The 26,090-nt window shown below is 73.5% G+C and carries 21 protein-coding genes; 12 read left to right on the forward strand and 9 right to left on the reverse strand.

Annotated features, from left to right (window positions below):
* Nucleotides 1-271 precede the first annotated feature (271 nt).
* The 8 genes from ACIQZO_RS12240 (at nt 272) to ACIQZO_RS12275 (ending at nt 10,734) form a co-directional block, all read left to right on the forward strand.
* Nucleotides 272-1,888 carry a dynamin family protein gene (locus ACIQZO_RS12240; protein WP_403624026.1) on the forward strand — a complete coding sequence of 539 codons (1,617 nt, stop codon included), beginning with the start codon at nt 272-274 and terminating at the stop codon, nt 1,886-1,888.
* A 4-nt stretch (nt 1,889-1,892) separates the two neighbouring features.
* Entirely contained in the window at nt 1,893-3,731 is a 1,839-nt protein-coding gene (locus ACIQZO_RS12245) for a GTPase (protein WP_403624028.1), read from the forward strand.
* A gap of 123 nt (nt 3,732-3,854) precedes the next feature.
* Nucleotides 3,855-4,262, forward strand: coding sequence for a single-stranded DNA-binding protein (locus ACIQZO_RS12250; RefSeq protein ID WP_403624031.1), 408 nt, complete (start codon nt 3,855-3,857; stop codon nt 4,260-4,262).
* Nucleotides 4,263-4,594: 332 nt separating this feature from the next.
* Complete coding sequence (locus ACIQZO_RS12255) at nt 4,595-5,647, forward strand: thioester domain-containing protein (RefSeq protein ID WP_403624034.1); 1,053 nt, start codon at nt 4,595-4,597, stop codon at nt 5,645-5,647.
* A gap of 162 nt (nt 5,648-5,809) precedes the next feature.
* Nucleotides 5,810-7,285: a bifunctional phosphatase PAP2/diacylglycerol kinase family protein gene (locus ACIQZO_RS12260; protein ID WP_403624036.1), complete on the forward strand. Its 1,476-nt coding sequence runs from the start codon at nt 5,810-5,812 to the stop codon at nt 7,283-7,285.
* A 570-nt stretch (nt 7,286-7,855) separates the two neighbouring features.
* Entirely contained in the window at nt 7,856-9,520 is a 1,665-nt protein-coding gene (gene ettA, locus ACIQZO_RS12265; protein ID WP_403624038.1) for an energy-dependent translational throttle protein EttA, read from the forward strand.
* An 18-nt stretch (nt 9,521-9,538) separates the two neighbouring features.
* Nucleotides 9,539-10,000 carry an acyl-CoA thioesterase gene (locus ACIQZO_RS12270; protein WP_403624041.1) on the forward strand — a complete coding sequence of 154 codons (462 nt, stop codon included), beginning with the start codon at nt 9,539-9,541 and terminating at the stop codon, nt 9,998-10,000.
* Nucleotides 9,997-10,734: a hypothetical protein gene (locus ACIQZO_RS12275; RefSeq protein ID WP_403624044.1), complete on the forward strand. Its 738-nt coding sequence runs from the start codon at nt 9,997-9,999 to the stop codon at nt 10,732-10,734. Before ACIQZO_RS12270 ends, ACIQZO_RS12275 begins: the two co-directional genes overlap by 4 nt.
* A 39-nt stretch (nt 10,735-10,773) precedes the next feature.
* Here the strand turns inward: ACIQZO_RS12275 and ACIQZO_RS12280 are convergent, their stop codons facing one another.
* Nucleotides 10,774-11,178: a globin gene (locus ACIQZO_RS12280; protein WP_403624047.1), complete on the reverse strand. Its 405-nt coding sequence runs from the start codon at nt 11,176-11,178 to the stop codon at nt 10,774-10,776.
* Nucleotides 11,179-11,273: 95 nt separating this feature from the next.
* Between ACIQZO_RS12280 and ACIQZO_RS12285 the strand changes: the two genes are divergently transcribed.
* From ACIQZO_RS12285 to ACIQZO_RS12300, 4 genes are all read left to right on the forward strand, one after another.
* Nucleotides 11,274-12,290, forward strand: coding sequence for a methyltransferase domain-containing protein (locus tag ACIQZO_RS12285; RefSeq protein ID WP_403624050.1), 1,017 nt, complete (start codon nt 11,274-11,276; stop codon nt 12,288-12,290).
* A gap of 143 nt (nt 12,291-12,433) precedes the next feature.
* A complete protein-coding gene (locus tag ACIQZO_RS12290; protein WP_403624053.1) occupies nt 12,434-13,057 on the forward strand; it encodes an AAA family ATPase in 624 nt (207 codons plus the stop codon).
* Nucleotides 13,054-13,713 carry a guanylate kinase gene (locus tag ACIQZO_RS12295; RefSeq protein WP_403624056.1) on the forward strand — a complete coding sequence of 220 codons (660 nt, stop codon included), beginning with the start codon at nt 13,054-13,056 and terminating at the stop codon, nt 13,711-13,713. The genes ACIQZO_RS12290 and ACIQZO_RS12295 overlap by 4 nt, the downstream gene beginning before the upstream one ends.
* 57 nt (nt 13,714-13,770) lie before the next feature.
* Nucleotides 13,771-15,264 carry a hypothetical protein gene (locus tag ACIQZO_RS12300; RefSeq protein ID WP_403624059.1) on the forward strand — a complete coding sequence of 498 codons (1,494 nt, stop codon included), beginning with the start codon at nt 13,771-13,773 and terminating at the stop codon, nt 15,262-15,264.
* A gap of 28 nt (nt 15,265-15,292) precedes the next feature.
* On the opposite strand, the gene ACIQZO_RS12305 is transcribed toward ACIQZO_RS12300, so the two are convergent.
* From ACIQZO_RS12305 to ACIQZO_RS12340, 8 genes are all read right to left on the reverse strand, one after another.
* Nucleotides 15,293-16,144 carry a DUF1932 domain-containing protein gene (locus tag ACIQZO_RS12305; RefSeq protein ID WP_403624062.1) on the reverse strand — a complete coding sequence of 284 codons (852 nt, stop codon included), beginning with the start codon at nt 16,142-16,144 and terminating at the stop codon, nt 15,293-15,295.
* A 13-nt stretch (nt 16,145-16,157) separates the two neighbouring features.
* A complete protein-coding gene (locus ACIQZO_RS12310) occupies nt 16,158-16,808 on the reverse strand; it encodes an HAD family hydrolase (RefSeq protein WP_403624065.1) in 651 nt (216 codons plus the stop codon).
* 97 nt (nt 16,809-16,905) lie between these two features.
* Nucleotides 16,906-17,928, reverse strand: a complete 1,023-nt coding sequence (locus ACIQZO_RS12315; RefSeq protein ID WP_403624278.1) for an FHA domain-containing protein — start codon at nt 17,926-17,928, stop codon at nt 16,906-16,908.
* A 47-nt stretch (nt 17,929-17,975) separates the two neighbouring features.
* The gene (locus ACIQZO_RS12320) at nt 17,976-19,301 is read right to left on the reverse strand and encodes a VWA domain-containing protein (RefSeq protein WP_403624068.1); all 1,326 of its coding nucleotides are present in this window, start codon (nt 19,299-19,301) and stop codon (nt 17,976-17,978) included.
* Between the two features lie 60 nt (nt 19,302-19,361).
* Complete coding sequence (locus ACIQZO_RS12325; RefSeq protein WP_403624071.1) at nt 19,362-20,876, reverse strand: protein phosphatase 2C domain-containing protein; 1,515 nt, start codon at nt 20,874-20,876, stop codon at nt 19,362-19,364.
* A gap of 3 nt (nt 20,877-20,879) precedes the next feature.
* On the reverse strand, nt 20,880-23,711 hold the full coding sequence (locus tag ACIQZO_RS12330) for a tetratricopeptide repeat protein (protein WP_403624074.1): 2,832 nt from the start codon (nt 23,709-23,711) through the stop codon (nt 20,880-20,882).
* Nucleotides 23,708-24,997 carry a hypothetical protein gene (locus ACIQZO_RS12335; RefSeq protein ID WP_403624077.1) on the reverse strand — a complete coding sequence of 430 codons (1,290 nt, stop codon included), beginning with the start codon at nt 24,995-24,997 and terminating at the stop codon, nt 23,708-23,710. The genes ACIQZO_RS12330 and ACIQZO_RS12335 overlap by 4 nt, the downstream gene beginning before the upstream one ends.
* A gap of 110 nt (nt 24,998-25,107) precedes the next feature.
* Entirely contained in the window at nt 25,108-26,058 is a 951-nt protein-coding gene (locus tag ACIQZO_RS12340; RefSeq protein ID WP_403624281.1) for a glutamate ABC transporter substrate-binding protein, read from the reverse strand.
* Between the last annotated feature and the right edge of the window lie 32 nt (nt 26,059-26,090).

The following is a 26,090-nucleotide window of genomic DNA, read 5'->3' on the forward strand; positions in this document are numbered from 1 at the left end:
GTCAAGGATAGGGCTCCGGTTGCCTTGTCCCGGTTGCTTCACTCGCGGGCCACGATGTGGAGGTTCGGTGAAGCGGTCCCGATAATCGCAGGCAGGTGCGATTCTCGCATCGCTTTTGCGCCGCGTCGCCCCTGGTGTTGTGCACTCGTTATGCCTGCGCCCCACTCGTCCGTCGTGCCCAGAATGTCCCACTGGAGTCGCGGTCGGCGCGCAGAGGACGTATAAGCTTCAAAAATGGTCCCAAATTGGGCATTCTTCGCATGTGGTGACCTTGGATGTTCGGCCTCAGCTGCTCGATGCCCTGTCCGCCCTGCGCGACCGGGTCGCGTCCGTGCGTCTGCCGCTGCCCCTGCCCGGCGCTCCGCGCGCCCGCCAGACCAGAGCCGAGCTGCTCGCGCAGCTCGACGACTACCTCGTACCCCGGCTGAAGGCGCCCGAGGCGCCGATGCTCGCCGTCGTCGGCGGGTCCACCGGGGCCGGTAAGTCGACCCTCGTCAACTCCCTCGTCGGCCGACAGGTCAGCGAAGCCGGGGTGCTGCGCCCGACCACTCGCACACCGGTGCTCGTCTGCCATCCGGACGACCACCACTGGTTCGCCGGAATGCGTGTACTGCCCGACCTGATGCGGGTCTGGGTGCCGCACGAGGAAGAAGAGGTGCCCCCCGCCGCCAAGTCCCGGGTCCGCGATCGCGGACCGGCCAACACCCATGCGACCCGCGAGATGCGGATCGAGACTGTTTCCAGCCTGCCGCGCGGCCTGGCCATCCTCGACGCGCCCGACATCGACTCCCTCGTCGTCGAGAACCGCACCCTCGCCGCCGAACTCATCTGCGCCGCCGACGTCTGGGTGATGGTCACCACCGCCTCGCGGTACGCCGACGCGGTGCCCTGGCACCTGCTGCGCACCGCCAAGCAGTACAAAGCCACCCTCATCACCGTCCTCGACCGGGTCCCGCACCAGGTGCTCGCCGAGGTCTCGCGGCAGTACGGGGCCCTGCTCACCAAGGCCGGACTGGGCGACGTACCGCGGTTCACCGTTCCCGAACTGCCCGAGTCCGCCGGTGGGGGCGGGCTCCTGCCGGCCAGCGCCGTCGCCCCGCTGTTCGCCTGGCTCGCCCACCACGCCCAGGACCCGGCCGCCCGGCAGCACGCCGTCGGGCGCACCGCGCTCGGTGCGCTGGACTCCCTCGGGCGCCGGATGCCGGAGCTCGCCTCCGCCGTCGCCGCCCAGCACGCCGCCGCGGTACGGCTGACCTCGGCCGTCGAGGACGCGTACAAGCGGGAGGGCAAGCGGGTCCGCAACCGCCTCGACCACGGCGCCGTACTGGCCGGGGACGCACTGACCCGGTGGCGCGGCTACCCGCTCGACACGAGCGCCGACGAACTGCTGGACTCGCTCGCCGAATCCCTCGCCGCGCTCCTGCAGTGCGCCGTCGCCGCCGCCGACGAGCGGATCGCGGCGGCCTGGCGGCGCGAACCGGCCGCCGGTGCGGTCGCGCTGCCCGCACCCGACCGGGAGGCGGGCGAACGCATCGGCGTGGCCGTCCGCCGGTGGCGGCGGGTCCTGGAGGAACTCGCCGAGGAGGAGGTGGGCAAGCTCGACAAGCAGCCCGCCCCCGACCCCGACGGCGTCGCCGCCCTGCTCGTCGCCGCCCTCCTCGGCGGCAAACGGGCCCGGCCCGCAGGGGAGAAGCTCGCCGAACGGATCGGCGCGCAGGCCGCCCTGCGGCTGCGCGACCGGGGCGGGGAAATGGTCGGCGACCACCTCGACCAGGTGCTGCGCGCCGAACGCGACCGCCGGCTCGCCCCGCTGGAGGCGCTCGAAGTGACCCCGGAACCACAGGCCGAGCTGATTGCCGCGCTGTCCGTACTGCAGAAGGAGAGGTGACGCCGTGACCGCCCTGACCGACCGCACCGACGACCGCTGGGACGACGGACTCATCGCGCGCTCACGCCCCAGAGCCGCCGACGGGAGCGAGGAGGAGGGCGGCGACGAGGGCGACGACGCGCTCGTACGGGCCGTCTCCGGCGCCGGCAGCGACGGCGGCAAGTCGACCGCGCCGCCGCTCAGCCCCGAGGGTCAGGCCCTGCGGCTGCGCCTCGACGCGCTGCGCCAGCTGGTCGGACTGTCCCGGACCCGGCTCGACGGCAAGACCCTCGCCGAGGCCGGGCGGGTCCTGGACGAGGCGGCGGCGCGCCGCGGGCTGTCACCCCAGCACACGGTCGTCGCGATCGCCGGGGCCACCGGAAGTGGCAAGTCCACTCTCTTCAATTCACTCGCCGGTGTGCAGATCTCCGAGATGGGCCTGCGCCGCCCCACCACCGCCGCCCCCATCGCGTGCAGCTGGTCGGACGGCGCCGCCGGACTGCTCGACCGGCTGGAGATCCCGGGAAGGCTGCGGCGCCGGCCCCGCGAGACCTCCGAGGCGGAGGCGCTGCGCGGCATGGTCCTCGTCGACCTGCCGGACCTGGACTCGGCGGTCGGCGCGCACCGGGACCACGTGGACCGCGTACTGGCGCTGGTCGACGCCGTGGTGTGGGTGGTGGACCCGGAGAAGTACGCGGACGCCGTCCTGCACGAGCGGTACCTGCGGCCGCTCGCCGGGCACGCGGAGGTGACCTTCGTCGTCCTGAACCAGGTGGACCGGCTGCCCGGTGAGGCCGCCGACCTCGTACTGGACGACCTGCGCAGGCTCCTCGACGACGACGGCATCGCGCTCGGCGAGCACGGCGAGCCCGGCGCCACCGTCCTCGGACTGTCGGCGCTCACCGGGGAGGGCGTCGGGGAACTGCGCGAGCTCCTCGGACAGTTCACCCAGGAGAAGGGCGCGGCCACCCGGCGGATCTCCGCCGACGTCGACCGCGCGGCCGTGCGCCTGCGCCCGCTGTACGTGGCGGACGGGCATGCCGGGCCGGAGATCGGGGAAGCGGCGCGCGCCGAGTTCGAGGACCGGCTCGCCGAGGCGGTCGGGGCGTACGCGGTCGGCCTCGCCGCCGAGCGCGCGTGGCGGCGCAATGCCGGGAAGGCGTGCGGGACCCCGTGGCTTCGGCTGTGGCGCTGGTACGAGAGCCGTCGCGCGCCGCGCACCCTGGCGGGTCTGGCCGCCCTGGCGGCGATCGGCGGCCGCGGCGGGTCGGCGGTCGCCGAGGCCCCGGTCGAGGAGGAGGTGACCGCACGTCAGCGGGTGGAGCAGGCTGTCCGGGCCGTCGCCGACGAGGCGGTTTCCGGGCTGCCCGACCCGTGGGCGCAGGCGGTTCGGGAGACCGCGGTGCGCGGCTCCGAGCGGCTCCCGGAGGCGCTGGACGAGATCGCGGTGACCCTCGGGGCGGCGGTCGCGGTGCCGACCGCCAGACCGCCGCGCCCCACGTGGTGGCCGGCGGCCGTGCTGGCCCAGGCGGCCATGACCCTGCTGCAGATCTTCGGCGGGCTGTGGCTGGTCGGGCAGATCGTCGGGGTCCTGGAACCGAGGCTGCTGCCGCCAGTGCTGCTGATGGTGGCGGGCATCATCGGCGGGCCGCTCGTGGAGTGGTCCTGCTCGATCGCGGCCCGGGGCCCGGCGCGGCGCTACGGGCAGGACGCGGAGCGCAGACTGCGGCAGGCGGCGGCCGGATGCGGGCGGGCGAAGGTCCTGGAGCCGGTCGCGGCGGAGCTGCTGCGCTACCGCGAGGTGCGGGAGCAGTACGCCACCGTGGCCGCAGGGGGGAGCAAGTTGTCCACAACCAGCGAGTAATCCACAGGCCCGAGCGGGTGTCGGTGGACTGCCCCAGCATGGTTCACAGCTCGTACGGACGGTCCGGACGAGGGCTCGTACGGATGACCGTGCGGGCGGGAACCACGGGGGAGGGCAGCCGGGATGTACGACACCCAGGTGACGCTGGTGGGCTGTGTGGCGACGCAGATCGACTACAAGGAGACGGTGAACGGCCCGGCGGCGCGGTTCCGCTTCGCGGTCACACCGAGGTACTTCGACCGCCGCAAGGACACCTGGATCGATGGGAGCACCAGCTTCTACACGGTGTGGGCGCGGCGGACGCTCGCGGTGAACCTCGCCGGTTCCGTATCGGTCGGTGAGCCGCTGGTGGTGCACGGGCGGCTGAGGGTGCGGGAGGACCCGCCCGACGGGGAGGGCGCCCGGTGGTTCTCCGCGGACATCGACGCGACGGCCATCGGACACGACCTGAATCGCGGGACCGCAGCCTTCCGGCGCGTGGTGCGGACGGACACGCCGCTGATGGTCACTCAGAAGGCGGCGGTGGTCTGAGTGTTCGAGGCCGATAGGATTCCCCGGTACTCACGGGCACCTGGGTCTTTGGCCCGAAGGGGAAGACTGTGTCGATTGCCGTTCCCGCATCCTCCGCTCCTGATTCCGCTCCTGCGGACGCGCCCGCTGCTGCGCCTGCGCCAGCGCGTGCGCCGGCTCACGCGCCTGCGGCGGTTCCTTCCTGTCTCGAACCTCCCGCGGCGGTACGGGGCTCCGCGCGCCGGCCGCTGGCGGCGGCCCTGCTGGCCGCGGCCCTCACCGCGGCGCCCGGAGCGTGGGCGGCCGCCGATTCCGGCCCGGTCGCGCCCAGGTCACCGGAGGGCGCGAGCGCCGTGCTGGACGGGCTGAAGACGTACGGGCAGGCGGTTCTGCGCTCCGGGGACGGGTCGGTCCGGCAGATCCCGGCCGGGCTCTACGAGATGCGGGTCGACGGCGGCGGGATGCTCCAGACCTACGGGGTCGGCGTGACGGGCAACGCCCAGCCGCAGGCCCGGTACACCGAGAGCGGCTGGGGCGGCAGTCCGCTGGCCGGGAACCGGGAGGCGGGCCGGATCCGCTGGGTCCTGGAACACTCCTACCCGCAGCTGAACGACCTGGCCGGGCTCGCCAAGGCGGCCGGGGCCGGGGCGCTCACCGCGCAGAGCGCGGCGGCCGGCACCCAGGTGGCGATCTGGCGACTGGCGGACGGGGTGAACGTCGAGGCCACCGACCCGGCCGCGGAGAAGCTGGCCGACTATCTCCAGCGGGCGGCGGGGCAGCTCCCGGAACCGCCGGCCTCACTCGGGCTGGACCCGGGTGACGTGTCCGGGGCCGTGGGCACCCGGCTCGGGCCGGTGACCGTGCGCACCGGGGCGCGGAGCGTCTCGGTGATCCCGGACGCGGCGGCCGTCGCGATGGGGGTGCGCGTGGTGGACGCCGAGGGGCAACCACTGACCACCGCCGTCAACGGCAGCCGGCTGTACTTCGAGGTGCCCGCGGGCACCCCCGACGGGACGGCCTCGGTCACCGTCCAGGGCGCGACCAAGGTGCCGGTCGGGCGGGTCTTCACCGGCGAGCTGCCGACGCAGGCGCAGATCGTGGCCGGCTCCAGCGAGTCCGCGGCCGCGGCCACCGCCACGGCCGTCTGGCCGCAGCCCCCGGCGACGGCGGTGGGCACGGTCTCGGGCACGACCGAGGGCGCCGGTTCCGGCTCGGCGGTCGAGGTGATGGGCGCGTCGTCCGCGGCGGTGCCGACGACCTCCCCGGACGAGGAGCGGCTGGCGACCAGCGGCAGTTCGGCGGCCACCCCGGTCATCGCCTCCCTGGCGGTGGGCCTCGTCGTCCTGGGCGGTCTGGTGGTGCTGCTCCTGCGCAAGCGTCCGATGGACGAGGAGGACGAGGCATAGGAGCGGGGCGTAGGGCGCTCCGGTGGGGCGGGGCCGGGGCGCAGGACGCGTGCGAACCCGCGCGAAGCCGTGAGAACCCGTGCGTACCCGGTGGCCCGCTCCGGCTGGGCCGAGTGGCCGTGGGCCCCGATTCGGATCCGCCGCCCGGGGTAGTGGCACAGGATGGCTGATCAACCACTGACCTGGTCCGGCACCCTCGCGCGATGGGACCGCCGGCTGTTCGACGCGGTGGCCCAGCGGCACTGGCCCGGGGCCGACCGGGCGCTGCCGCGGCTCGGCCGGGCCGCGAACCACGGTGTGCTGTGGGGCGGCGCCGCCGCCGCGATCGCCGTCTTCGGATCGAACGGCGCCCGCAAGGCCGCTGTGCGCGGGGTGGCCTCGCTGGCGCTGGCCTCCGCGACGATCAACACCGTCGGCAAGTGGTCCGTGCGCCGGCCGAGGCCGCTGCTGGAGGGCGTGCCCGTGACCCGGCAGCTGGCCACGCAGCCGCAGACCACCTCCTTCCCGTCCGGGCACTCGGCATCGGCCTTCGCCTTCGCCACCGGCGTGGCGCTGGCGTCCCCGGGCTGGGGCGCGGCACTCGCCCCGGTCGCCGCGGCCGTGGCGTTCTCCCGCGTGTACACCGGGGTGCACTATCCCTCCGACGTGCTCGCGGGCGCCTCGCTGGGGGTGGCCGCCGGGTTCGTCGTACGCCGCCTCGCGCGGGACGCGCAGGAGGCCCGGGTCGTGCCGGGCGACGAGCGGCCGGCCGCCGGAGCCCCGGCGCTGCCCGACGGGGCCGGGCTCACCGTGGTGGTCAACACCGGATCGGGCACGGCCGCGGCCGCGGGTCTCGACATGGTGCGCACCCGCCTCCCCGAGGCGGAGGTGATCGAGTGCGAGGGGCCGGAGCTGCCCGCCACCCTCGCGAAGGCGGCCTCGCGAGCCACCGTGCTCGGGGTCTGTGGCGGCGACGGCACGGTCAACGCCGCCGCCACCGCCGCACTGCGGGCCGGGGTGCCCCTGGCCGTGTTCCCCGGCGGCACCCTCAACCACTTCGCGATGGATCTCGGCCTCGCCGGAGCCGAGGCGACCTGTCGCGCCGTGGCCGACGGGCAGGCCGTCCGCGTCGGCGTGGGCCGCTTCTCCCCGGGCCCCGGCGGGGAGCCCGGCTACTTCCTGAACAACTTCAGCATCGGCGCGTATCCGGAGCTGCTCGGCCACCGGCTGCGCTGGGCCCCGCGCATCGGCGGCGGCCCGGCCGCACTGCTGGCGGCCTGGCGGGTGCTGCGCGCGCAGCGGCCCGTGCGGCTGCGGCTGGCCGGGCGGCCGCGGAGCGTATGGCTGCTCTTCGCGGGCAACGGCACTTACCACGGCACCGGCCCGACCCCCCGCCGCCGCGACAACCTCGGCGAGGGCCTGCTGGACCTCCGCCTCGTCCACGGCGGCGGCCGGCCCGGCCCCAGGCTCCTGGCCGCCGCCTTCACGGGGCCGCTGAGCCGCTCCCCGGTCCATGTGGCCACCCGCCTGCGCAGCCTGCGCATCGGGGACATCCCGCCGGGCACCCCGCTCGCCTACGACGGCGAGTACGCCGAGGCCCCGACCGCCCTCGTCCTCGACGAGCTCCCCGGCGCCCTGACCGTCTACCGCCCCCGCTGACCGGCCGGCCGCCGGCGGCCGGAACCCGGATCTCCGTACGGGGCGCCCGACGCTTCCCCGGTCAGGAGCCCCTGACCGGGGAAGCGTCCTCGACGCCGAGATCGGCCCGCATGGCGCCGAGCATCCGCTCCCAACTGTTCCCAGAGCCGACCGAAGTCCGTTCGGATCTCCCCCGCGACACCCACGACGGCCACGGCCAACGCGATCAATGTGCTTCCCACTGAAACCCCCGCGGATTCCCTGTCCGTTTGTCTGCCGGTTCGTCTGCTCGTACGCCTGCTCGGTGGTCGACCCGGGTGTCATTCCGCTCGTCCTCCAGGGCATCCTGCCGCGGCCCGCTCCGGAGCCGGTACGGATAGGGAGGCGGCCGACGGCGCAAACAGCCCGAGCGCAGGGCCCGCCGGTGCCCGCCGGTGCCCGCCGGTGGCGACCGTCGGTGACCGGACCGTGAGCCCGCCCTCCGGTCGCGCCCCAGGTCAGGGGCCCCTGACCTACCCATTCGCCCCGGGGTATGGACGACTGGCAAGATGGGGTGTATCTGCCCACCATCGATCTGCCGGACGGTTTCTCTTGGCTGAGTTCATCTACACCATGCGCAAGACGCGCAAGGCGCACGGCGACAAGGTGATTCTTGATGACGTCACCCTGAACTTCCTGCCCGGCGCGAAGATCGGTGTGGTCGGCCCCAACGGCGCCGGTAAGTCCACCGTCCTCAAGATCATGGCGGGGCTGGAGCAGCCGTCCAACGGCGAGGCGTACCTGTCTCCCGGCTTCACCGTCGGCATCCTCATGCAGGAGCCCAAGCTCGACGAGTCGAAGACGGTCCTGGAGAACGTCCAGGACGGCGCGGCCGACATCATGGCCAAGCTGAAGCGCTTCAACGAGGTCGCCGAGGAAATGGCGACCGACTACACCGACGCGCTCCTGGACGAGATGGGCAAGCTCCAGGAAGTCCTGGACCACGCCAACGCCTGGGACCTCGACGCCCAGCTGGAGCAGGCCATGGACGCCCTGGGCTGCCCGCCCGGCGACTGGCCGGTCACCACCCTCTCCGGTGGCGAGAAGCGCCGCGTGGCGCTCTGCAAGCTGCTGATCGAGGCCCCGGACCTGCTCCTCCTCGACGAGCCCACCAACCACCTCGACGCCGAGTCGGTGAACTGGCTGGAGCAGCACCTTTCTCAGTACAAGGGTGCCGTCGTGGCCGTGACCCACGACCGGTACTTCCTGAACAACGTCGCCGAGTGGATCCTTGAGCTCGACCGCGGTCGCGCCCACCCGTACGAGGGCAACTACTCCACCTACCTGGAGAAGAAGGCCACGCGTCTCAAGGTCGAGGGCCGTAAGGACGAGAAGCGCCAGAAGCGCCTCAAGGAAGAGCTGGAGTGGGTCCGCTCCAACGCCAAGGGCCGCCAGACCAAGTCCAAGGCCCGTCTCGCTCGCTACGAGGAGATGGCCGCCGAGGCGGACAAGATGCGGAAGCTGGACTTCGAGGAGATCCAGATCCCGCCGGGCCCGCGTCTGGGCTCGATCGTGGTCGAGGTCAACAACCTCTCCAAGGCGTTCGGTGACAAGGTCCTGGTCGACGACCTGTCCTTCACGCTGCCGCGCAACGGCATCGTCGGCATCATCGGCCCGAACGGCGCCGGCAAGACCACGCTCTTCAAGATGCTCCTGGGCCTGGAGGAGCCGGACTCCGGCTCCGTCAAGGTCGGCGAGACCGTCAAGATCTCGTACGTCGACCAGAGCCGCGCCAACATCGACCCCAAGAAGTCCCTCTGGGCGGTCGTGTCGGACGAGCTGGACTACATCAACGTGGGCCAGGTCGAGATGCCGTCCCGCGCCTACGTCAGCGCCTTCGGCTTCAAGGGTCCGGACCAGCAGAAGGCCGCCGGCATCCTGTCCGGTGGTGAGCGCAACCGTCTGAACCTGGCGCTGACGCTCAAGGAGGGCGGCAACCTGCTGCTCCTCGACGAGCCCACCAACGACCTCGACGTCGAGACCCTGTCCTCGCTGGAGAACGCGCTCCTGGAGTTCCCGGGTGCGGCCGTGGTCATCTCCCACGACCGCTGGTTCCTGGACCGAGTCGCCACGCACATCCTGGCGTACGAGGGCGAGTCCAAGTGGTACTGGTTCGAGGGCAACTTCGAGTCGTACGAGAAGAACAAGATCGAGCGGCTCGGTGCGGACGCCACCCGTCCGCACCGCGCCACCTACAAGAAGCTCACCCGAGGCTGAGGGCTGAGGTCACAGACCATGGCCAGACACCACTACCGGTGCCCCCTGCGCTGGGCAGACATGGACGCCTTCGGGCACGTCAACAACGTCGTCTTCCTCCGCTATCTGGAGGAGGCGCGGATCGACTTCATGTTCCGCCTCGCGCCGGGGGAGGGCAGTGAGTCCTTCACGGGCGGTTCCGTCGTGGCCCGCCACGAGATCGACTACAAGCTGCCCCTCGTGCACCGCCACGAGCCGGTCCTCATCGAATCCTGGGTGACCCGGATAGGTGCCGCGTCCCTGACCATTCGCTACGAGGTCAAGGACGAGGCGACCGAGGACGCGCCCGAGACGGTCTACGTGCGCGCCGAGACCGTGGTCGTGCCCTACAACCTCGCCGCCGGGCGGCCCCGCCGCATCACGGCCGAGGAGAAGCGCTTCCTCCAGGAGTACCTCGACGAGCCCGCGCCGGCGTCCTCGACCGGACCCCTCGCGGCATGAACGACCGGTTGCACTTCGCCGATTCCGGGGAGGCGGCGGACCTCGCCGCCTTCCTGGGCCGACTGGTGCACTACGACCGCGCCGCCGCCGTCCGCCTCCAGGCGGGGGGCGGCGCGCTCGCCGTCTTCGGGCGGCCGCCGTCCTTCGACATCCTCGCCATCCGTACGGTGCGGCTCGCCGCGCCCGTCGCGATGCCGCTGGACCTGACGGTGTCCGCCGGGGAGCTGCTGGAGGCCGTGGACGAGTCCGCGGCCGAGGCCGGCGTGCCCGGGGCGGTCACCGGACCCCCCTGGGCCGGGGTGCTCCCGCCCCGCGGCGGCTGGCGGCAGGTTCCGGGGCTGCCCGGCCCCGAGGCGATGGGAGCGGCCGTGGCCGCCGCCGTCGCCGAGTTCCGGGCCCGCGACGAGGCCCTGCCCATGCAGCACCGGACCCGCTCCGAGCGCGACCGCATCGGCCGCGAGATCTGGTCCCGCACGCTCGGCGACACCGAACTCCCGCTGCGCGCCGTGCACGCCGCGCAGTCCCTGGGCTTCCTGCGGCCGCTACGGACGGCCGTGCCCGCTCCTGCCCCTGCATCCGGCGGCCCCGCGTCCGGCGGCCCCGGCGCGGCCGCCCCCGTGGCACTGCTCGCCGCCGGGACCTGGCTGCGGCTGCGCACCCCGTACGGTTCCGTCGCCATGCGCCGCCCCGGTGTCACCGGCGGCCTGGGCGCCCTCCAGGTCCGGCCGGTCTGACCCCCGTAAAGCCCGCCGGTCTGCTGGTCCGCCGGCCCGCTAGCCCGCCGTGTTGATCATCGAGGCGGCGGCGTAGGTCAGGTACTTCCACAGCTGCGCCTCGTGCTCCGGCGCCAGGCCCATCTCGTCCAGTGCCACCCGCATGTGGCTCAGCCAGGCGTCGTGGGCCGCCGCGTCCACCTGGAACGGCGCGTGCCGCATCCGCAGCCGCGGGTGCCCGCGGTGCTGGCTGTAGGTGCTCGGTCCGCCCCAGTACTGCATCAGGAACAGCGCGAACCGCTCCTCGGCGGGGCCGAGGTCCTCCTCCGGGTACATCGGGCGCAGCAGCGGGTCCTCCGCGACCCCCTCGTAGAAGCGCCGGACGAGGCGGCGGAAGGTCTCCTCGCCGCCCACCTGCTCGTAGAAGGTCTGCTCCTGAAGTGCGCCCCGCGGAATCTCATTCACCCGACCATCGTCTCAGACGCCCGGAACCAGGACCCCGGTCCCAGGACCCCCCCCTCGCAGTCGCACGCGACGCCCGGGCGCAGGACAGTGGAGGCATGGCCGCACACACCGCACGCATCGAGGCACGGGACCTGCGGGACACCGCACACGCCGCCCAGGTGCGCGAGCTGACCACCGCCGGGGTGCTGGAGGACCCGCGCTGGCGGGCGGCGTTCGCCGCCGTGCCCCGGCACGTGTTCGTCCCGTACTTCTGGACCGGCCGCGGCGCCGGCCACGAGCGGCTGTGGGCCGAGGACCCCGACCCCGAACGCCGGGCCCGCTGGCTGCGCGGGGTCTACGTCGACACCCCGCTGGCGACCCGGCTGCGCGACGGCCGGCTGGTCTCCTCCAGCAGCCAGCCCTCCCTCATGGCGAAGATGCTGGCAGCCCTGGACGTGCGCGACGGCGACGACGTACTGGAGATCGGCGCGGGCACCGGCTACAACGCGGCCCTGCTGTGCCACCGGCTCGGCGAGGAGCACGTCACCACCGTGGACCTGGACGAGGAGATCACCGAGTCCGCGCGGGCGCACCTGGCCGAACTCGGCCACCACCCCGCGGTGATCACCGGCGACGGTGCCCGCGGCTGCCCCGCCCGGGCCCCCTTCGACCGGATCATGGTGACCTGCACGCTGCCGCTGATCCCGCACCCCTGGCTCGCCCAGTGCCGCCCGGGCGCCCGGATCCTCGCGCCGCTGTCGACCGGCCTGATCGCGCTGACCGTCCGGGACGCCGACTTCGCGGAGGGCAACTTCCTGCACACCCCCGCGTACTTCGTCCCGCTGCGCGGCGCCACGGCCGTACCGCCGCCCGACCCGGCCGGCGTGGGGTACGGCCTCCCGTACGAGCTGGTGGAGAACGAGCGCTTCCAGTTCATGCTCGTACTGACCGCGGGCGTACTGCACCCCCGCGAGGCCCTGGACCTGTGGCGCCGCGAGGACCGCCCGTCCCGGGAACGCTTCGGCGTCTCGGTCGGCCCGGAGGGCCAGTGGACCTGGCTGGACGACCCCCAGGGGCCCTACGTATGGCCCCTGGGAGGGTCGCCGGGGGGCCGGGAGGGCCGTGTCGGCTGACGTGCGAACCGGCCGCCGCGGGTCCGGTGCCGGAGCCCGTCGGTCGTGTCTGTCCACGGATCTCGAACTCCGGCGCGATGTTGATCAGTTGGCGCTAGAGTGCCGAGGGTGGAAGGCTCACGTCACGTCTCGGGGGAGCATCGTTGAGTATCGGTTCGGGGACCTACGAGCATGAGCTCGCGCTCGTCCTTGTCGCCGGGTATGCCGGATCCGGCAAATCCGAGGCGGGCAAGATGATGTCGCAGGCGACCGGTTGGCCGCTGTTGGACAAGGACACACTGACGAGACCGCTCACGGAATCACTGCTGTCCCATCTCAACGGGGACCCCGATGACCGGCAGAGCAGCGTCTACGCCGAGAACGTGCGTCCGTTGGAGTACGAGTCCCTGATGAAGGCCTGCTGGGAGAACCTCGAGTGCGGGGTGCCGGTGGTCGCTGTGGCGCCCTTCCTTGCCGAGGTCGTCGACGAGCAGTGGGCGGCCCGGACGCGCCGTCACTGCTCGCGCCTGGGCGCCGGGCTCGAAGTGGTGTGGGTGGACAGTGACGCGTCGTCGATGCGCGAGAGGCTCACCTCGCGCAATGCGGCACGGGACACGTGGAAGCTCGCGAACTGGCGGCAGTACCTCGGCTCGATCTCCCTCGAGCGGCGCCCGGTCGGGGAATTCCATTGCGTGGACAACCGCATCACCGCGATGACACCGCTCGCCGAACAAGTGGAATCGGTGGCCATGGTCCTGTCCGGCCGATACGGCGGGGGACACGCGTGAACGAGGACGCGAATGCGAAGGCGCAGCGTGACGGGAGCCGGGGAGGAGTCGTCCTCTTCGGCCCCCCGACGGCGGGCAAGGACACTGTCAGCGCCGCGCTGACCGGCCTGGACGCTCGATACGGTCAGCTGCCCAAGATCAAGGTGGGTTCCGGGCGCACCATCGGCTACCGCATGGCGGACAGCGAGGAGCTGGACGCGCTGCGTGTGGCCGGTCGCCTCGTGCTGGAGACCCGGAGGTACGGCAACACGTACGCGATCGACCGCGACGACCTGGACGCCATGACCGGGGCCGGTCGCATCCCGCTGGTGCACATCGGCAGCATCGAGCACCTGCGGACCTTTACCGCCGCCGTCCGGGAACCCTGGCTGCGTGTGCTCCTGTGGGTGCCCCGCGACGTGTGCGGGGAGCGGTCCCGAGGAAGAGGCGACCGGGACACCGGGGACCGGCTCGCCGCCTGGGACGAGGCGCTGGCCGATCTGGACGCGGTGCCCGACGGTGAGGAGCCGTTCGATCTCCTGCTGCACACCGACCGTACCGACCCGGCCGGAGCCGCCGAGCTCATCGCGCGGACCCACGCACGTCACCACGGGGGACACCACCGGGCCGCGAGCCTGGCCGCCTTCCTCAAGGAGGCCGCCACCGCCGAAGGGTGAGATCGCGGGTACGACGTCGCGCGCTGGCCCGTGCATCACGGTGGGGAGGGGACACACATGGCGACGATCAGCACGCTCGACGCGCTGGCACGTGCGGCGGACCTGGAAGCGTCGGCAGGCCGGGAACGGGACCTGACGATCAGACAGAGGGATATCGACGAACCCCTGGTGCTGGATTCGCTCACCGCCGGCAGGCTGGCCCTGCACCGGGTGAACGTAGCCGGAGCCGTCAGCCTGCGCTCGTGCGTCATCGAGGAGCTGGTCGTCGACCACTGCACCGCGGACGCCCTGCAGGTCAGCAACTCCCGGATCGGTCGGCTCGTCGTCCGCAACACCCCTCGCAACACCGAGGTCGATGTGAGCGAGACGGCCCTGGAGGCCCTGGACGTCCACTCCTGCGGGCCGACGCGCTTCGAGGGCGTGCGCGTGTCCGACTCGGTGCAGATCTCGGCGATGCGGGGTCCGGTCCAGCTCAAACGACTGCGGGCTGCCACGTTGGCCCTGCGCAGCCAGGCCGCCGTGGGGCGGCAGCGCCGACCTCGGGTGTCCATGGAGAACCTGCACGTCACTGAGACCATCACCCTCGACGACCTGTGGTTGGCGTCTCTCACCCTCGAGGAGGTCGATGTCGCCGCCCTGCTCCTGCGGCGGGTGCGCGTGGACGAGCCCTTCCGCGGTACGGGGGTGCGTTGCCGGGACAGTCTGCGCATCAACGGCATGGTGGTGCCCGGTGAGGCCAGTGCACTGCTCGACAGCGAGGTCCGCGGCCCGGTGGTGGTCCGCGGCCTGCGCCACGCGGAGACGGTGCCCGCGCAGCGCCGGCAGACGGCGCCGGACACCGAACCCGCCGCCGCGGCCGCGGAGCTGGTCTTCCGGTCGTCGACCCTCTCCAGCCTGGCCGCCAGCGCCGACGAGGTGTCCCCGGTGGTCGTGGTGCTCGCGGATACCTCGGTCCGGGCGCTCGCCGTTCCCGTCGGTCCGGCCCGATACCGGCTCGCCGGAACGAGCAGCGTCCAGGAGGTGGACCTCGGCGACGTGGTCTTCCGGAACGGCGAGCACGTCACCGGCTTCCTGGACCGGGTGTTCACCCGGGTGACTCCCGGGGCCCTGGAGGCTGTGCGATCCACACTGACCGGGCGCCGGCGTATGTCGGAGGGCGATCAGCTGTACTACTTCACCCGGCAGCGGGAGGCGGCGGAGCGGCCCCTGCTGCGGCGTCTCGCGGTCCGGGCTCTGCTCGGGGGCGTCCTCGGGTGGGGGGTGAGAGCGCGAAACCCGGCGCGGACTCTGGGCGCCGCCATGCTGTTCACGGCCGTCGCCCTGCACCTCTCCGGAGCCGCCCGGGGCCCGCGGGACGGAGGCCTCCTCGACCTGGTGGCCGCGGGGAGGGCGCTCGTCCTCGCCTGTGCCCTGTGGCTGAACGTCGGTGTGGGTGCTCCGTCCGAGCTGAAGACTCACGCCTGGACGGCGCTCGCCGTGGGCTGCACCGGTGGTGGCCTTCTCTTCACGACCCTGACCGTGGGCATCGTGATCCGGAAGCTGGTGCGCTGAGGCGCCCGCCCCGGGAGGGGATCCGGCGTCAGTCGTGGCCCGGATCGCCGCGCAGCAGCGCCAGAGCCTCCTCCACGGTGAGGGTGGCATCGCGGGCGGTGTCCCAGCGGTCGAGCGTCGAGACGGCGGCGAGCATCAGCTCCTCGGGAAGGCCCGCATCACTGAGCAGCGCGGCCGCGTCGGCGAGCTCGGGTCCCCAACGCCAGGCGCGGGCTGCGCTCTTGGGGATGTAGTCCGTCTCGGTCAGGTAGGAACCCGCCCGCCCGGCCGCGATGGAAAGGAGCTCATCACCGACACCGTGCGCCTGCGCGGCGCCGTAGGCGAGGGCCGCCAGGACGCGTGACGCCTTCTGGTAGCTGGAGTAGGAGAGCTTGAGGGCGGACGCCGCTCCCACCTCGGTGCCCAGGTCGTGCGTACGGATGTCGGTACCGGCGAAGAGCCGTTCGACCTCGCTCGTACGACCGTGCTCGCCGGAGAGATAGAGCGTCGGGTGCTTGCCGGCGACGGGCGGGGAGCCGACCACGGCGGCGTCGACCGTCTCCACGCGCGGCAGCAGGGCGGCGATGCGTTTCACCCGGCCCGGGGAGATCGCGTTCGCCTCCACGTACGCGCGCCCCGCGAAGCCGTGAGCGGCGACCCGGGCGGCGAGCTCCTCGGCTGCGGCCGGAGGGCAGAGGGACAGGACCACGTCAGCGCGTTCCATGAGACGGGAGAAGGGTGCGGGCTCTAGGCCGGCCCGCTCGGCCCGCTCGCGCGTGGCATCACTGCGGCCGTCGGGGCACCATAGGACGGTGAGCCCCCGCGCGCGCAGTTGCGCGCCGAAGGCGGCCCCCATGCTGCCCGGGTGCAGCAGTGCGACCGTCGTGGCTGGTTCCGTCATCGGTGCGTCCCCTTCAGGTGGTGTCTTGCAGGAGCAGGTGGATGGCGGAGAGCGCGGTCGGGGCCGTCCGGTCGGGGGCGGGCAGATCTCCCGGCCAGCGGTCGGGGGCGCCGATCCACAGGGTGGCCAGTCCGGCGGACCGGCCACCCGCGATGTCCTTGACGGGGTCGTTTCCCACCATCCAGCCTCCGGCTCCCGGGGGCGCGCCGCAGCGCTCGGCAGCGGTGGCGAACAGCCGGGGGTCGGGTTTGCGGAGCCCCAGATCGGAGGAGACGCACACCGCGTGGACCCGGTGCACGATGCCGGTGGCATCCAGTTTGGCCCGCTGGATGTCGGCGGAGCCGTTCGTCGCGATGCCGATCCGCCAGCCGCGTCTCCTCAGATCGTCCAGGCCGTCCAGTAATCCGGCCGGGCAGAAGGCGAACTCCGCCATGTCCGCCAGGTACTGCCGCCACAACTCCTCGGCCGGGGCGGCCAGGCCGAGGAGCTCGCGGACCACAGAGAAGTCGGCGGCGCAGGCACGGTCGCCCAGCCGGACGAGGAGGGCCTCCCGCTCGTCCACCGCGAGGCCGTGGTGGGAGGCGAAGCGCGTCAGAGTCGCTTCGAGCGCGTGACGGCGGTCGATGAGCGTGTCGTCGAGGTCGAAAAGGGCGAGGCGCTGCACCCGCGCAGAGTAGTACGCGCATCCGGGCCGCCTGCCGGGCGGGGACCGCCGGGCCCCGGTGAAGGGAGCCCGGCGGTCGTGGATCCGCAGGAGCAGATCAGCCGCGGCGGATGGTGATCGTGGTCCAGGCGCCCACGTGGACGCGGTCGCCGTCGGTGAGGGGGACCGGGACGTAGGGCTGGATCGGGTCCTCGCCGCCGTTGATCGTGGTGCCGTTGGTGGAGTTCTGGTCCACCACCGCCCAGCTGAGGTCCGGCTGCTGGACGAGTACCGCGTGCTGGTGGGAGACGCCCGGGTCCTCCGGGGGCACCGACAGGTCGATGTCCGGGGACTCGCCCGTGGAGGCGCGGCGGCGGCCGATGGTGATCTGGCCGCCGGACAGCGGAAGATGCTGCTCCGGGGAGTAGGCGGGCAGGTTGAGCCCGGCGGCCTCGGGGCCGCTGCGCTGCATCATCGCCATGAAGTACGAGCGGTCCGGGCTGATCGTCGCGGTCCAGGCACCGCCGCCCTGGGGCGGGAAGGGCTGGTGCTGCTGCTGGTACTGCTGCTGTTGCGGCGGCGGTCCCTGCTGCTGGTACTCCTGCTGGTACTCCCGCTGCTGCTGCGGCGGGGGCTGCTGCTGGTACTGGGGCTGCGGGGCCTGGTACTCCCTCTGCGGCTCGTGCGCGGGCGGCGGCAGCAGCCAGTCGTCCTCGCGCTGGAGCGGCTCGGCCGGCCGGTTGACCCGCGACGGCCGCGAGCCCTGGTACTCGTAGTGGTCCTGGGAGTAGCTCCCGGGAGCGGGTACGGGCGGGGGAGGCGTACCGCGACCGCCGACACCGCTGCCGCCGCCCGCACCCGTCGCCTGGGGACCCGGGTCCGGGGCCGGCGGCGCGTACGAAGTCGAGGTGCGGGTCAGGAAGTTGTAGCGGCACTCCTCGCAGAACGGGGCCATGGCCTCGCGCGGGGTCCGGCACTGCGGGCAGAGCTCGGCCTGGGCGGTGGGTTCACCGGCGGTCGGGGGGAAGCCGTAGCCGTAGGAGGGCACCGGGGGCGGGCCCTCCGAGGCAGCCATGCGGTGGCCGCAGACCTCGCACCAGTCGTCGGACGCGGACTGGTGCCCGTTCGGGCAGGTCGGCATGGCGGCGCTTCCCCCTTCTACTCCCTGCGTCATCACGTCAGGTCTTCTCAGGTCTTCTTCACTCGGACGGTCTGCGTCGAACGCGTGTCGAGAGTCATCTCGTCGGCATCGGCAACCTTCGCTTTCAGCCGCACAGTACCCGCCACCGCGTCCACCACATCCACCACCTTCGACAGGAGTCGTGCTGTGTCGGCGTTCCCGGAGGAACTCGCCAGTTGTACCGCACGTCCCAGCTTGGCCGTGGCACCACCGACATCGCCCATTTTGCGGGCTTCCAGGCCCTGCTGGATAGCCTCCGCCAGCTCCGCCTGCCCCGTGTAGTGGGCGACCTGCGCGTTGATGGCGGTGGAGGCCGCCAGATCGTTCGTCCAGACCGCGCGGACCAGGCCCTGGGCCAGGACCGTCGCCGGTTCGCCCGCCGCTCCCGGCAGGACCAGGGTGGTGCGGGCAGCGAGCATCTCCTGGCCCACGGTGGCCGTGGGGACGCGGACGCACACGTGGTACTCGCGGGACTCGTCGCCCCACGACCCGGTCGGGTAGTCGCCGGCGCGCGGGCCCGCCTCGGTGCGGCGCCCGCTCAGGTCCTGGAGGACCGGTGCCACCTGCTTGACGTACTGGATCTCCACGCCGACCGGGGTCCACAGGCGCAGTGCGACGTCCGCGACCTCCTTGCCCATGACGTTCTCCATCATGCGCGTGAAGTCCTCGGCCAGGTGGGCCGGGTCGGCCACGATGTCGGCGGAGCCGAGCAGCGCGTGCGCGATCCCGGTGACCTCCTTGACGTCCCAGTCGGTGCCCACCCCGCGGGCGTCGCAGGTGAAGCGGCCCGCGCAGGCGTCGAGGGTGGCGCGGAGCACGGCCGGCTCCTCGTGCTCGTTGCGGCCGTCGGTGAGCAGGATGCCGTGCCGGATGGCGGCGGTGGAGCCGCGCAGCAGGCCGTCGGCGAGCCGCAGCCAGGTACCGATGGCGGTGCCGCCGCCGGAGCTCAGCCCGCGCAGGGCCTCCTTCGCCTGGTTGCGGGTCGTCGCGTCCGCCACGGCCAGGCGGCCCTGGCCGGGGTAGACCTCCTTGGCCACATGCGTACCGGCGACCACGGCGAAGGCGGTGCCGTCGCGCAGGGTGTCGATGGCCGCCGCCGTGGCCTCACGCGCGCCACGCATCTTTTCCGGCGGGTACTCCATGGATCCGGAACAGTCGACCATGAGCACCACGGCCGCCGTGCCGTCGGCGACCGCCGTGCGGGTGGCGCTGGCACCGCCGGTGGCGGTGACCGTGACGATGGCGTGGACGTCCCGTCCCCCCTCGGGGAGGAACTCGTTCTGGTACACCTCCACGCTGAAGCGCGGGGCGCTCGGCTTGGCGAAATTCGCCATCGGTTGGACTCCTAGGGTGCTCGGGCAGGCGGGTCAGACCTGCGGGCGCGCTTCCACTTCCTATTCCGGTCCTGCCGCCGGGGCCGGCTCCGCATCCGGTCCCGGTTCCTGCTCGGGGTGCGTGGCGAACGGCACGATCGCCACGGTGACGTTGTCGTGGCCGCCGCCGTCGAGGGCGTGGCCCACCAGTACCTGGGCGCTGTGCAGCGGGCGGGTCGCGGCGTCCGCGGGCAGCAGCTGGGCCATCTCCCGCGCGGATTCCGCGTAGTTCCACAGTCCGTCGGTGCAGACCACCACCACCCCGGGGTGGTCCGGCTTGAACGTCGCGGTGTGCGGGTCGAGGTCGTACGCGTCGGCCCCCAGCCAGCCGGTGATCGCGTGCGCGCGGACGTCCGCGTAGGCCTCGGCCTCGCCCATCAGCCCGGCGGCGACCATCTGGGCGGCCCAGGAGTCGTCCTCGGTCAGGCGGCGGGGCAGGGCGGCGCGGTCGTCGGGGACCCAGTAGGCGCGGCTGTCGCCCACCCAGCCGATGGTCAGCAGGCCGCCGCTGACGACGGCGCCGACCAGGGTGCAGGCGGGGGCGTTCTGCGCGCCATGGGTCTCGGGAGCCAGGGCGTTCACCGCGGCGGCGGCGGCCAGGATCGCCTCGTGCATGGCCTCCTGGGGGTGCGCGCCGCGGGGGAGCGCCTCGAGCAGCGCCTCGTTGGCGGCGGCGGCCGCGGAGGCCGAGGCCTCGTCGGGGCGGCTGGCGGAGGAGACGCCGTCGCAGACGATGGCCACGGTGGCGGCGGAGCCGTCGGGCAGGGCGGTGGCCGCCACGGCGAACGAGTCCTCGTTGCGGTGGTGGCGCAGCCCCCGGTCGCTGACGGCGGCCACGCTCCCGAGTTCTTCCTCGAGGTGGTCGCGCTCGCGGGGCTGGGCGTGCCCGCAGTGCTCGCAGTACCCGTCGGTGTCGACGTGGCCGGCCCGGCAGGCAACGCAGGTCTTCCCGCCCTCCGGCGCCGCGGGAGGCGACTGCGGGGTGCCGTACGGGTTCTCGCCCGCGGCGTGCCCGTTCCCGTCCGGCGGGGTGTCGCCGCCGGGCATGTCGTACCGGGCCTGCGGCGCCTGGGCGTCGGCGGCGGCGTACGGGTGCTCCGAGGGGCCCCACGGGGTGCCGTCCGGCGGCGTGCCGTTGCCGTACGGGTTCCCGTGGCCGGAGGCCGCGTACGTGGCTCCGGCCGGGCTCTGCCGGGGCTCCGGTTCCGGCTCCGGTTCCGCCGGGGTCACGGCCCAGGCGGCCGGGTCATCCACCAGCGTCGGCGCGGCCGAGGCGGCGCTGCCCCACCCGGGGGCGGGCTCGGCGGCGGCGTGCGCCACACCGGGGGCCGGGGTCCCGTAACCGCCCGCACCGCCCGCACCGCCCGCACCGGCCGACGGGACCGGGGGCGCCGGTGGGATGGGGATGGTCGGGTTGTCCACGGCGGCGGCCGCGAGCGGTGCGCTCACGGCATGGCCGCAGACGCCGCAGAAACGGTCACCCTCCTCCAGGGGTTCCGTGCAGCTGGGGCAGCCCGACAGCCGATGCATCGACATCACTCACACCCACGTCCGGGGACGGAAACGGTTTGCCCGCTCCACCAGTTCGATCCTCTCCTCGCCACGCCGCGCCAGCCGTGCGAGAACGCGGTACGAGCGCTCCAGTCCGAAGCGCAGGCCCCGCTCGTCCAGTTGACTGCCGAGCAGCGAGGTCCGACCGGGGTCGGAACCCCGGCTACCCGACAGTACCCAGTCCAGGGCCGAGCCCAGAACTTCCGTGGCGAGCCGCTCCTGCCGCTCCGGGTCCAGTCCGAACCGCCGCAGGGCCTCCACCTGGTCGGCGGCGGCCGACAGGTCGGCCAGCAGGGGCTCCTGCGGGGACCGGTCGCGCAGACGTGCGCGTACGGCCGCCACCCGCGCGGCGGTGTAGTGGATGGAGGCCCCCGGCACCGACTCCAGCGTGCGCACGGCCGCGTCCCGGTCCCCGGCGGCCAGTTGGACGCGCGCCAGCCCGAAGGCCGCGCTGACGAATCCGGGGTCGGTGATCCACACGAGGCGGTAGTACTCGGCGGCGTTGTCCAGCTGGCCGAGCACCTCCGCGCACAGCCCGAGGGCCAGCTTCGGCGCGGGCTCGCCCGGGAAGGCATCGTAGATCGCGTCGAAGGACAGCGCCGCTGTCTCGTCGTCACCGGTGGCCAGCGAGGCGATGCCGCGGGCCCACACCACCCGCCAGTCGTCCGGATGCCGCGTCTCCAGATCCGCCAGGGTGCGTCCGGCCTCGGGCAGTTCGCCCAGCTCCAGACGGGCCCGCAGTTCCCGCAGCCGCAGCTCGGCCGAATCGGCCGGCGCAGCGCTCAGCGCGCCCAGCAGGTCGCCCGGCGCGGAGGCGAGCAGACCGGTCAGGAACCCGGCGTTCGGGTCGCCCGCGTCCACCAGCGGTACGGGCAGGGCCAGTGCGGTGTCGCGCGCCGACGCTCCCGCGAGGGGAGGCGGCGACACGGGGGCGAGCGCCGCGCCCGCACCCGCCGCGAGCGGAGCGGGCGGGGTCCCCGGCGCCGCGGGCGTCCGCCGCGGCCCCGGGACCGGAGCGCCCGTCACGTGCGTGGCGGTGCTGGAGAGAGCGGGCAGCGGCGCCCCGGCCGGGGCGCCCGCCGGCAGCGCCGTCCCGGGCCTCCACGGGGCGCCCGCCGGAGCGGGGCTCGTGGCAGGCGGCTGCGCCACCCACGGCGCAGCCGCAGCCGATGTCGATGCAGGACCCGCGGCCCCGCCGCCGGTTCCGTGCGCCCCCGCGTGCGCCCCCGCCGGGCCCGGCTCGCGGCCCAGTATCCCGAACAGCCCGCCGCGCCGGGGCGCGATCGGCCGGCAGCCCAGCCGGGACACGACGGTGTCGTCCGCGTCGGCGAACAGCCGGGTGTCCGGAACCCGCAGTTCCGGACCGAAGAGGGTCGACAACTGCGGCCGCGGCCGGCCCGTCTGGAGCGCGACCACCTCCCGCAGCACGCCCGTCAGCTGGTCCGCCATCTCCTGAGCGGACGCGAACCGCCGCCCCGGGTCCGGGTCGGTCGCCCGGACCAGGAGCCGGTAGAAGGACTCGTAGCGCCGGAACACCTCGATGTGCTCCGGATCCGGCAGCGAATCCACGAACACATTGGTGTAGCCCTGGAAGTCGAAGGTCAGCACGGCCAGCGTCCGCGCCACCGTGTACAGGTCGGAGGCGACCGAGGGACCCACCTCCGCGACCTCCGGGGCCTGGTAGCCCACCGTGCCGTAGATGGCCGACTCCTCGTCGTCCATCCGCCGGACCGCGCCCATGTCGATCAGCTTCAGCTGGTCCTGCTGCTGGATCGCGTTGTCGACCTTGAAGTCGCAGTACAGAAGGTTTCTGCTGTGCAGGTGGCCGAGCGCCTCCAGCGCCTCGATGCCGTACGCGCACGCCTGCTCCACCGGCAGCGGGTCCCGCCTCCCGTCCGGCCGGCGCCGATCGTTCGCGATCTCCTTCAGCGATTTGCCGCCCACGTACTCCATGACGATGTACCCGTCCAGCGAACCGGTCCGCTGGTCCAGGTGCTCCACGAAGTTGTAGATCCGCACGATGTTGGAGTGCTCGATCTCCGCGAGGAAGCGCCGCTCGGAGATCGCGGCCTCCATCGCGTCCTGGTCCCCGGTGTCCAGCAGGCCCTTGAGCACCACCCACCGGTCCGCGACCGCCCGGTCCACCGCCAGGTACACCCAGCCGAGACCGCCGTGCGCGAGGCAGCCCAGCACCTCGTACTGACCGCGCACCACATCACCGGAGCGCAGCTTGGGCACGAAGGAGTACGGGTGCCCGCACTTGGTGCAGAACCCTTCCGTCCGGCCCGGACGCTCGCCCCGGGAGCGGCCCACCGGGGCCCCGCAGTCCGAGCGCGAGCAGAACCGCTTGCGCTCCGGCACCTCGGGGTTCTCCAGGACCGCCGTCGAAGGATTCGGACGCGGCACTTCCGGTACGTTGACCAGCCCGGCTCCCAGCCGGCTGCGGCCCGAGGCCGCCGAGCCCGAACTGCGCACCGACACCGACCGGGTGGACGTCGTCCCCGACACCGAGCGCGACAGCCGCCCGGAGACCGAGCGGTGCGAGGAGGAGGACCGGGAGGAGGACCTCGCCGAGGCCGAGGAGCGAGCCGAGCCGTGGGAGCCCTGCGAGCCCATCGACCCGCGGGACCCGCCGGATCCCAGCGAGCCCCGGGCCGCGCTCGTCATCCCCGTCGGCGGCGACACCAGCTCGTCCGCGCCCGCCGCGATCGAGCCGATCGGAGCCAGCCCGCAGGTGTCGCAGTAGACCTCGCCGCCGCCCATGTCCTCATACGCCCCCGGGCACCCGGGGCGAACGCACGCGGTTCCGATCAGGCTCATGCGTCCTCCTCCCCCGGCCCGTCGGGCCGCTGTTCCTTCTGTCGCGGTTGCTCGGGCCGGTCCTGCGGGGCCGTCAGTGACTCCGCCGTGGCCTGCTGGTAGCGCAGGACGGCCTGTTCGGCGGCCCGCAGGTCGCAGGGCGCGCTCCACAGCATCCGCCGGGCGGTGTCGTACCGCTCGATGAGCAGGGGGTCCTCCGCCAGTCCGTGGCGGGCGACCTTCGCCTTGTACGCGTCGAGCCGCCCGCGCAGCTCGGCCCGTACGGCCAGCGGCGCCGTCACCGCGGTCAACGATTCACGGGCCCGCCGCAGTTCCTCCTCGGCGCGCTCCTCCAGCGATTCCAGCAGCGGCGAGAGCCGGTGCCAGCGCGCCTGGCGCCGGTGCTCGGCGGCCGCCGCGAGCTGCTCCTGGAGCGCCGTGGGCGGGCCGCTCACCGCGGGCACCTCGGACGCGGCGATCTTCGCCAGCACCTCGCCGCGCGCGGTCCGGGCCTCCGACAGGGTCCGGTCGGCCCGTGAGAGCACGTCCCGCAGGGCGATCAGCCGCTGCTCGGCGTCCTGCCGTACGTCCAGCACCGCCTCGACCTCGCGGCGTACGTCCTCCAGCGCGAGCGCGGCCCGGTCGTAGCGCCCGGTGTCCGGACGGCCGCCGCCGGGCGCCGAGCTGCCCGTGGCCGGCAGCCAGAAGGCCAGCGGGTCCGCGATCACCTGCGCGCGCAGCTCCGCCAGCTCGGCGGTGATGGCCTCCAGGTCGTCGCCGGAAGGGTGTTCACCCGGGCGCACCCCCACCGAGTGGGCCAGCGAGCGGGTGCGGTGGAGCTCGGCGGCGAGCAGGTCGATCCGGGCGGGCAGCGCCAACCACACGGCGTCGGCGGCGACCACCACGTCCAGCGAGCGCGCGTACAGGCTGTTCATCCGGGCCACCAGCTCGGCGAGCGAGAGCCGCTCCGCCAGCGCGACGCCCTCGGCGGCGGCCCCGGCGATCAGCACTCCGGGCCCGCGCAGCCGCTCGGTCAGCTCGATCAGGTCCTCGCGGTTCGGCCAGCGCCGCCGCTCCCGTACCTCCCGGGCGGCGGTCAGGGCCCCGCTGTACGCGTCGAAGTACGTCCACAGCCGGGTGATGTCCGCGTCGGCGGCCGTCCAGCGGTCCTTGGTGGTCCCGCTCAGCGCGGCGCCCTCCAGCAGCCGGCGCCCGGCGTGGTCCTGGAGGGCGAGCAGCGAGGTCTCGACGGCCTCGTGCTCGGCGCCGAGCCTGGCCAGGGCGCGGTCGACGCCGTCCCGGTCCATCACTGCCGACCCCGCCTCCACCGACTGTGCCTCCGCTTCCGCTGCCGCCTCCGTGTCCGTCCCCGTATCCTGCCCCGCGCCCGGTCCCGTGCCCGAAACCGTCACGGGCCTCAGCCGTCCCGGTACTTGGGCGCGGGGGGCGCGCTCACGCCGGGCAGCACGGGCTGCAGGTGCTTGAGGTACGCCTTCATCCACGGGCTCTCACCGCCGCCCGCGCGGTAGTTCTCCAGCACCTTGTTGACGCGGCGCACCAGGTCCGAGGCGTCCTTGTTCATCGCCACCCCGTAGAACTCGCGGGTGAAGGGCGAGCCCACCAGCCGCACCGAGGGATCCTGGGCGGCCTGGCCGGCGGCGAGGGCGTTGTCCGTGATGATGCCGTCGACCTCGCCCAGCTGGAGCCGGACCAGGCAGTCCAGCTGATTGGCGACGGTGACCGGCACCGAGCCGTACGACTGGGCCTTCAGGGCCGCCTCCGCCGTGGAGCCGGCCGCGAAGCAGATCCGCCGGTCCTTCAGCGAGGTGTCGTACCCGGTGATCGGCGAGCCCTTGGGCGCCAGCACCTGCTGCCCGGCCTCGAAGTAGGCCGTCGAGAAGGCGACGTCCTCCAGCCGCTTGCAGTTGATGGTCATGGTCCGCACGACGACGTCGACGCGGCCCTCCTGGAGGGCGGGGACGCGCTGACTCGTGGGGATGGCCCGGTAGATGACCGCGTTCTCGTCGCCCAGGATGTCCTTGGCGATGGCCTTGACCAGGTCGATGTCGAAGCCGTCGAGGCGGCTGCCCTCGGCGGTCTGGTTGCGGTAGCCCCAGCGGAAGCTGTTCTGGTCCACGCCGGCAACGAGTTTGCCCGCCGCCTTGATCCGCGCGATCGTCGTCCCGTCCACCTCGGCGGGGCGCAGACTGGCCTCGGGGTCCTGGCAGGTGTCGGTGGGCACCCACGGCGCGGCCGGGGCCGCCGCCATCGCGGCGGGCCTGCGGACGGCGGGCCGGCCGGTGTCGGGCGTCGCGTGCGCCAGCGGCAGCAGGACGACGGCGGCGGTCGTCGCGCAGGCGACGGCCATCGCGCTCACCCCGCCCCAGCCGCGCAGCCGGC

This window comes from Streptomyces sp. NPDC097617, assembly GCF_044761485.1.
Classification (GTDB): domain Bacteria; phylum Actinomycetota; class Actinomycetes; order Streptomycetales; family Streptomycetaceae; genus Streptomyces.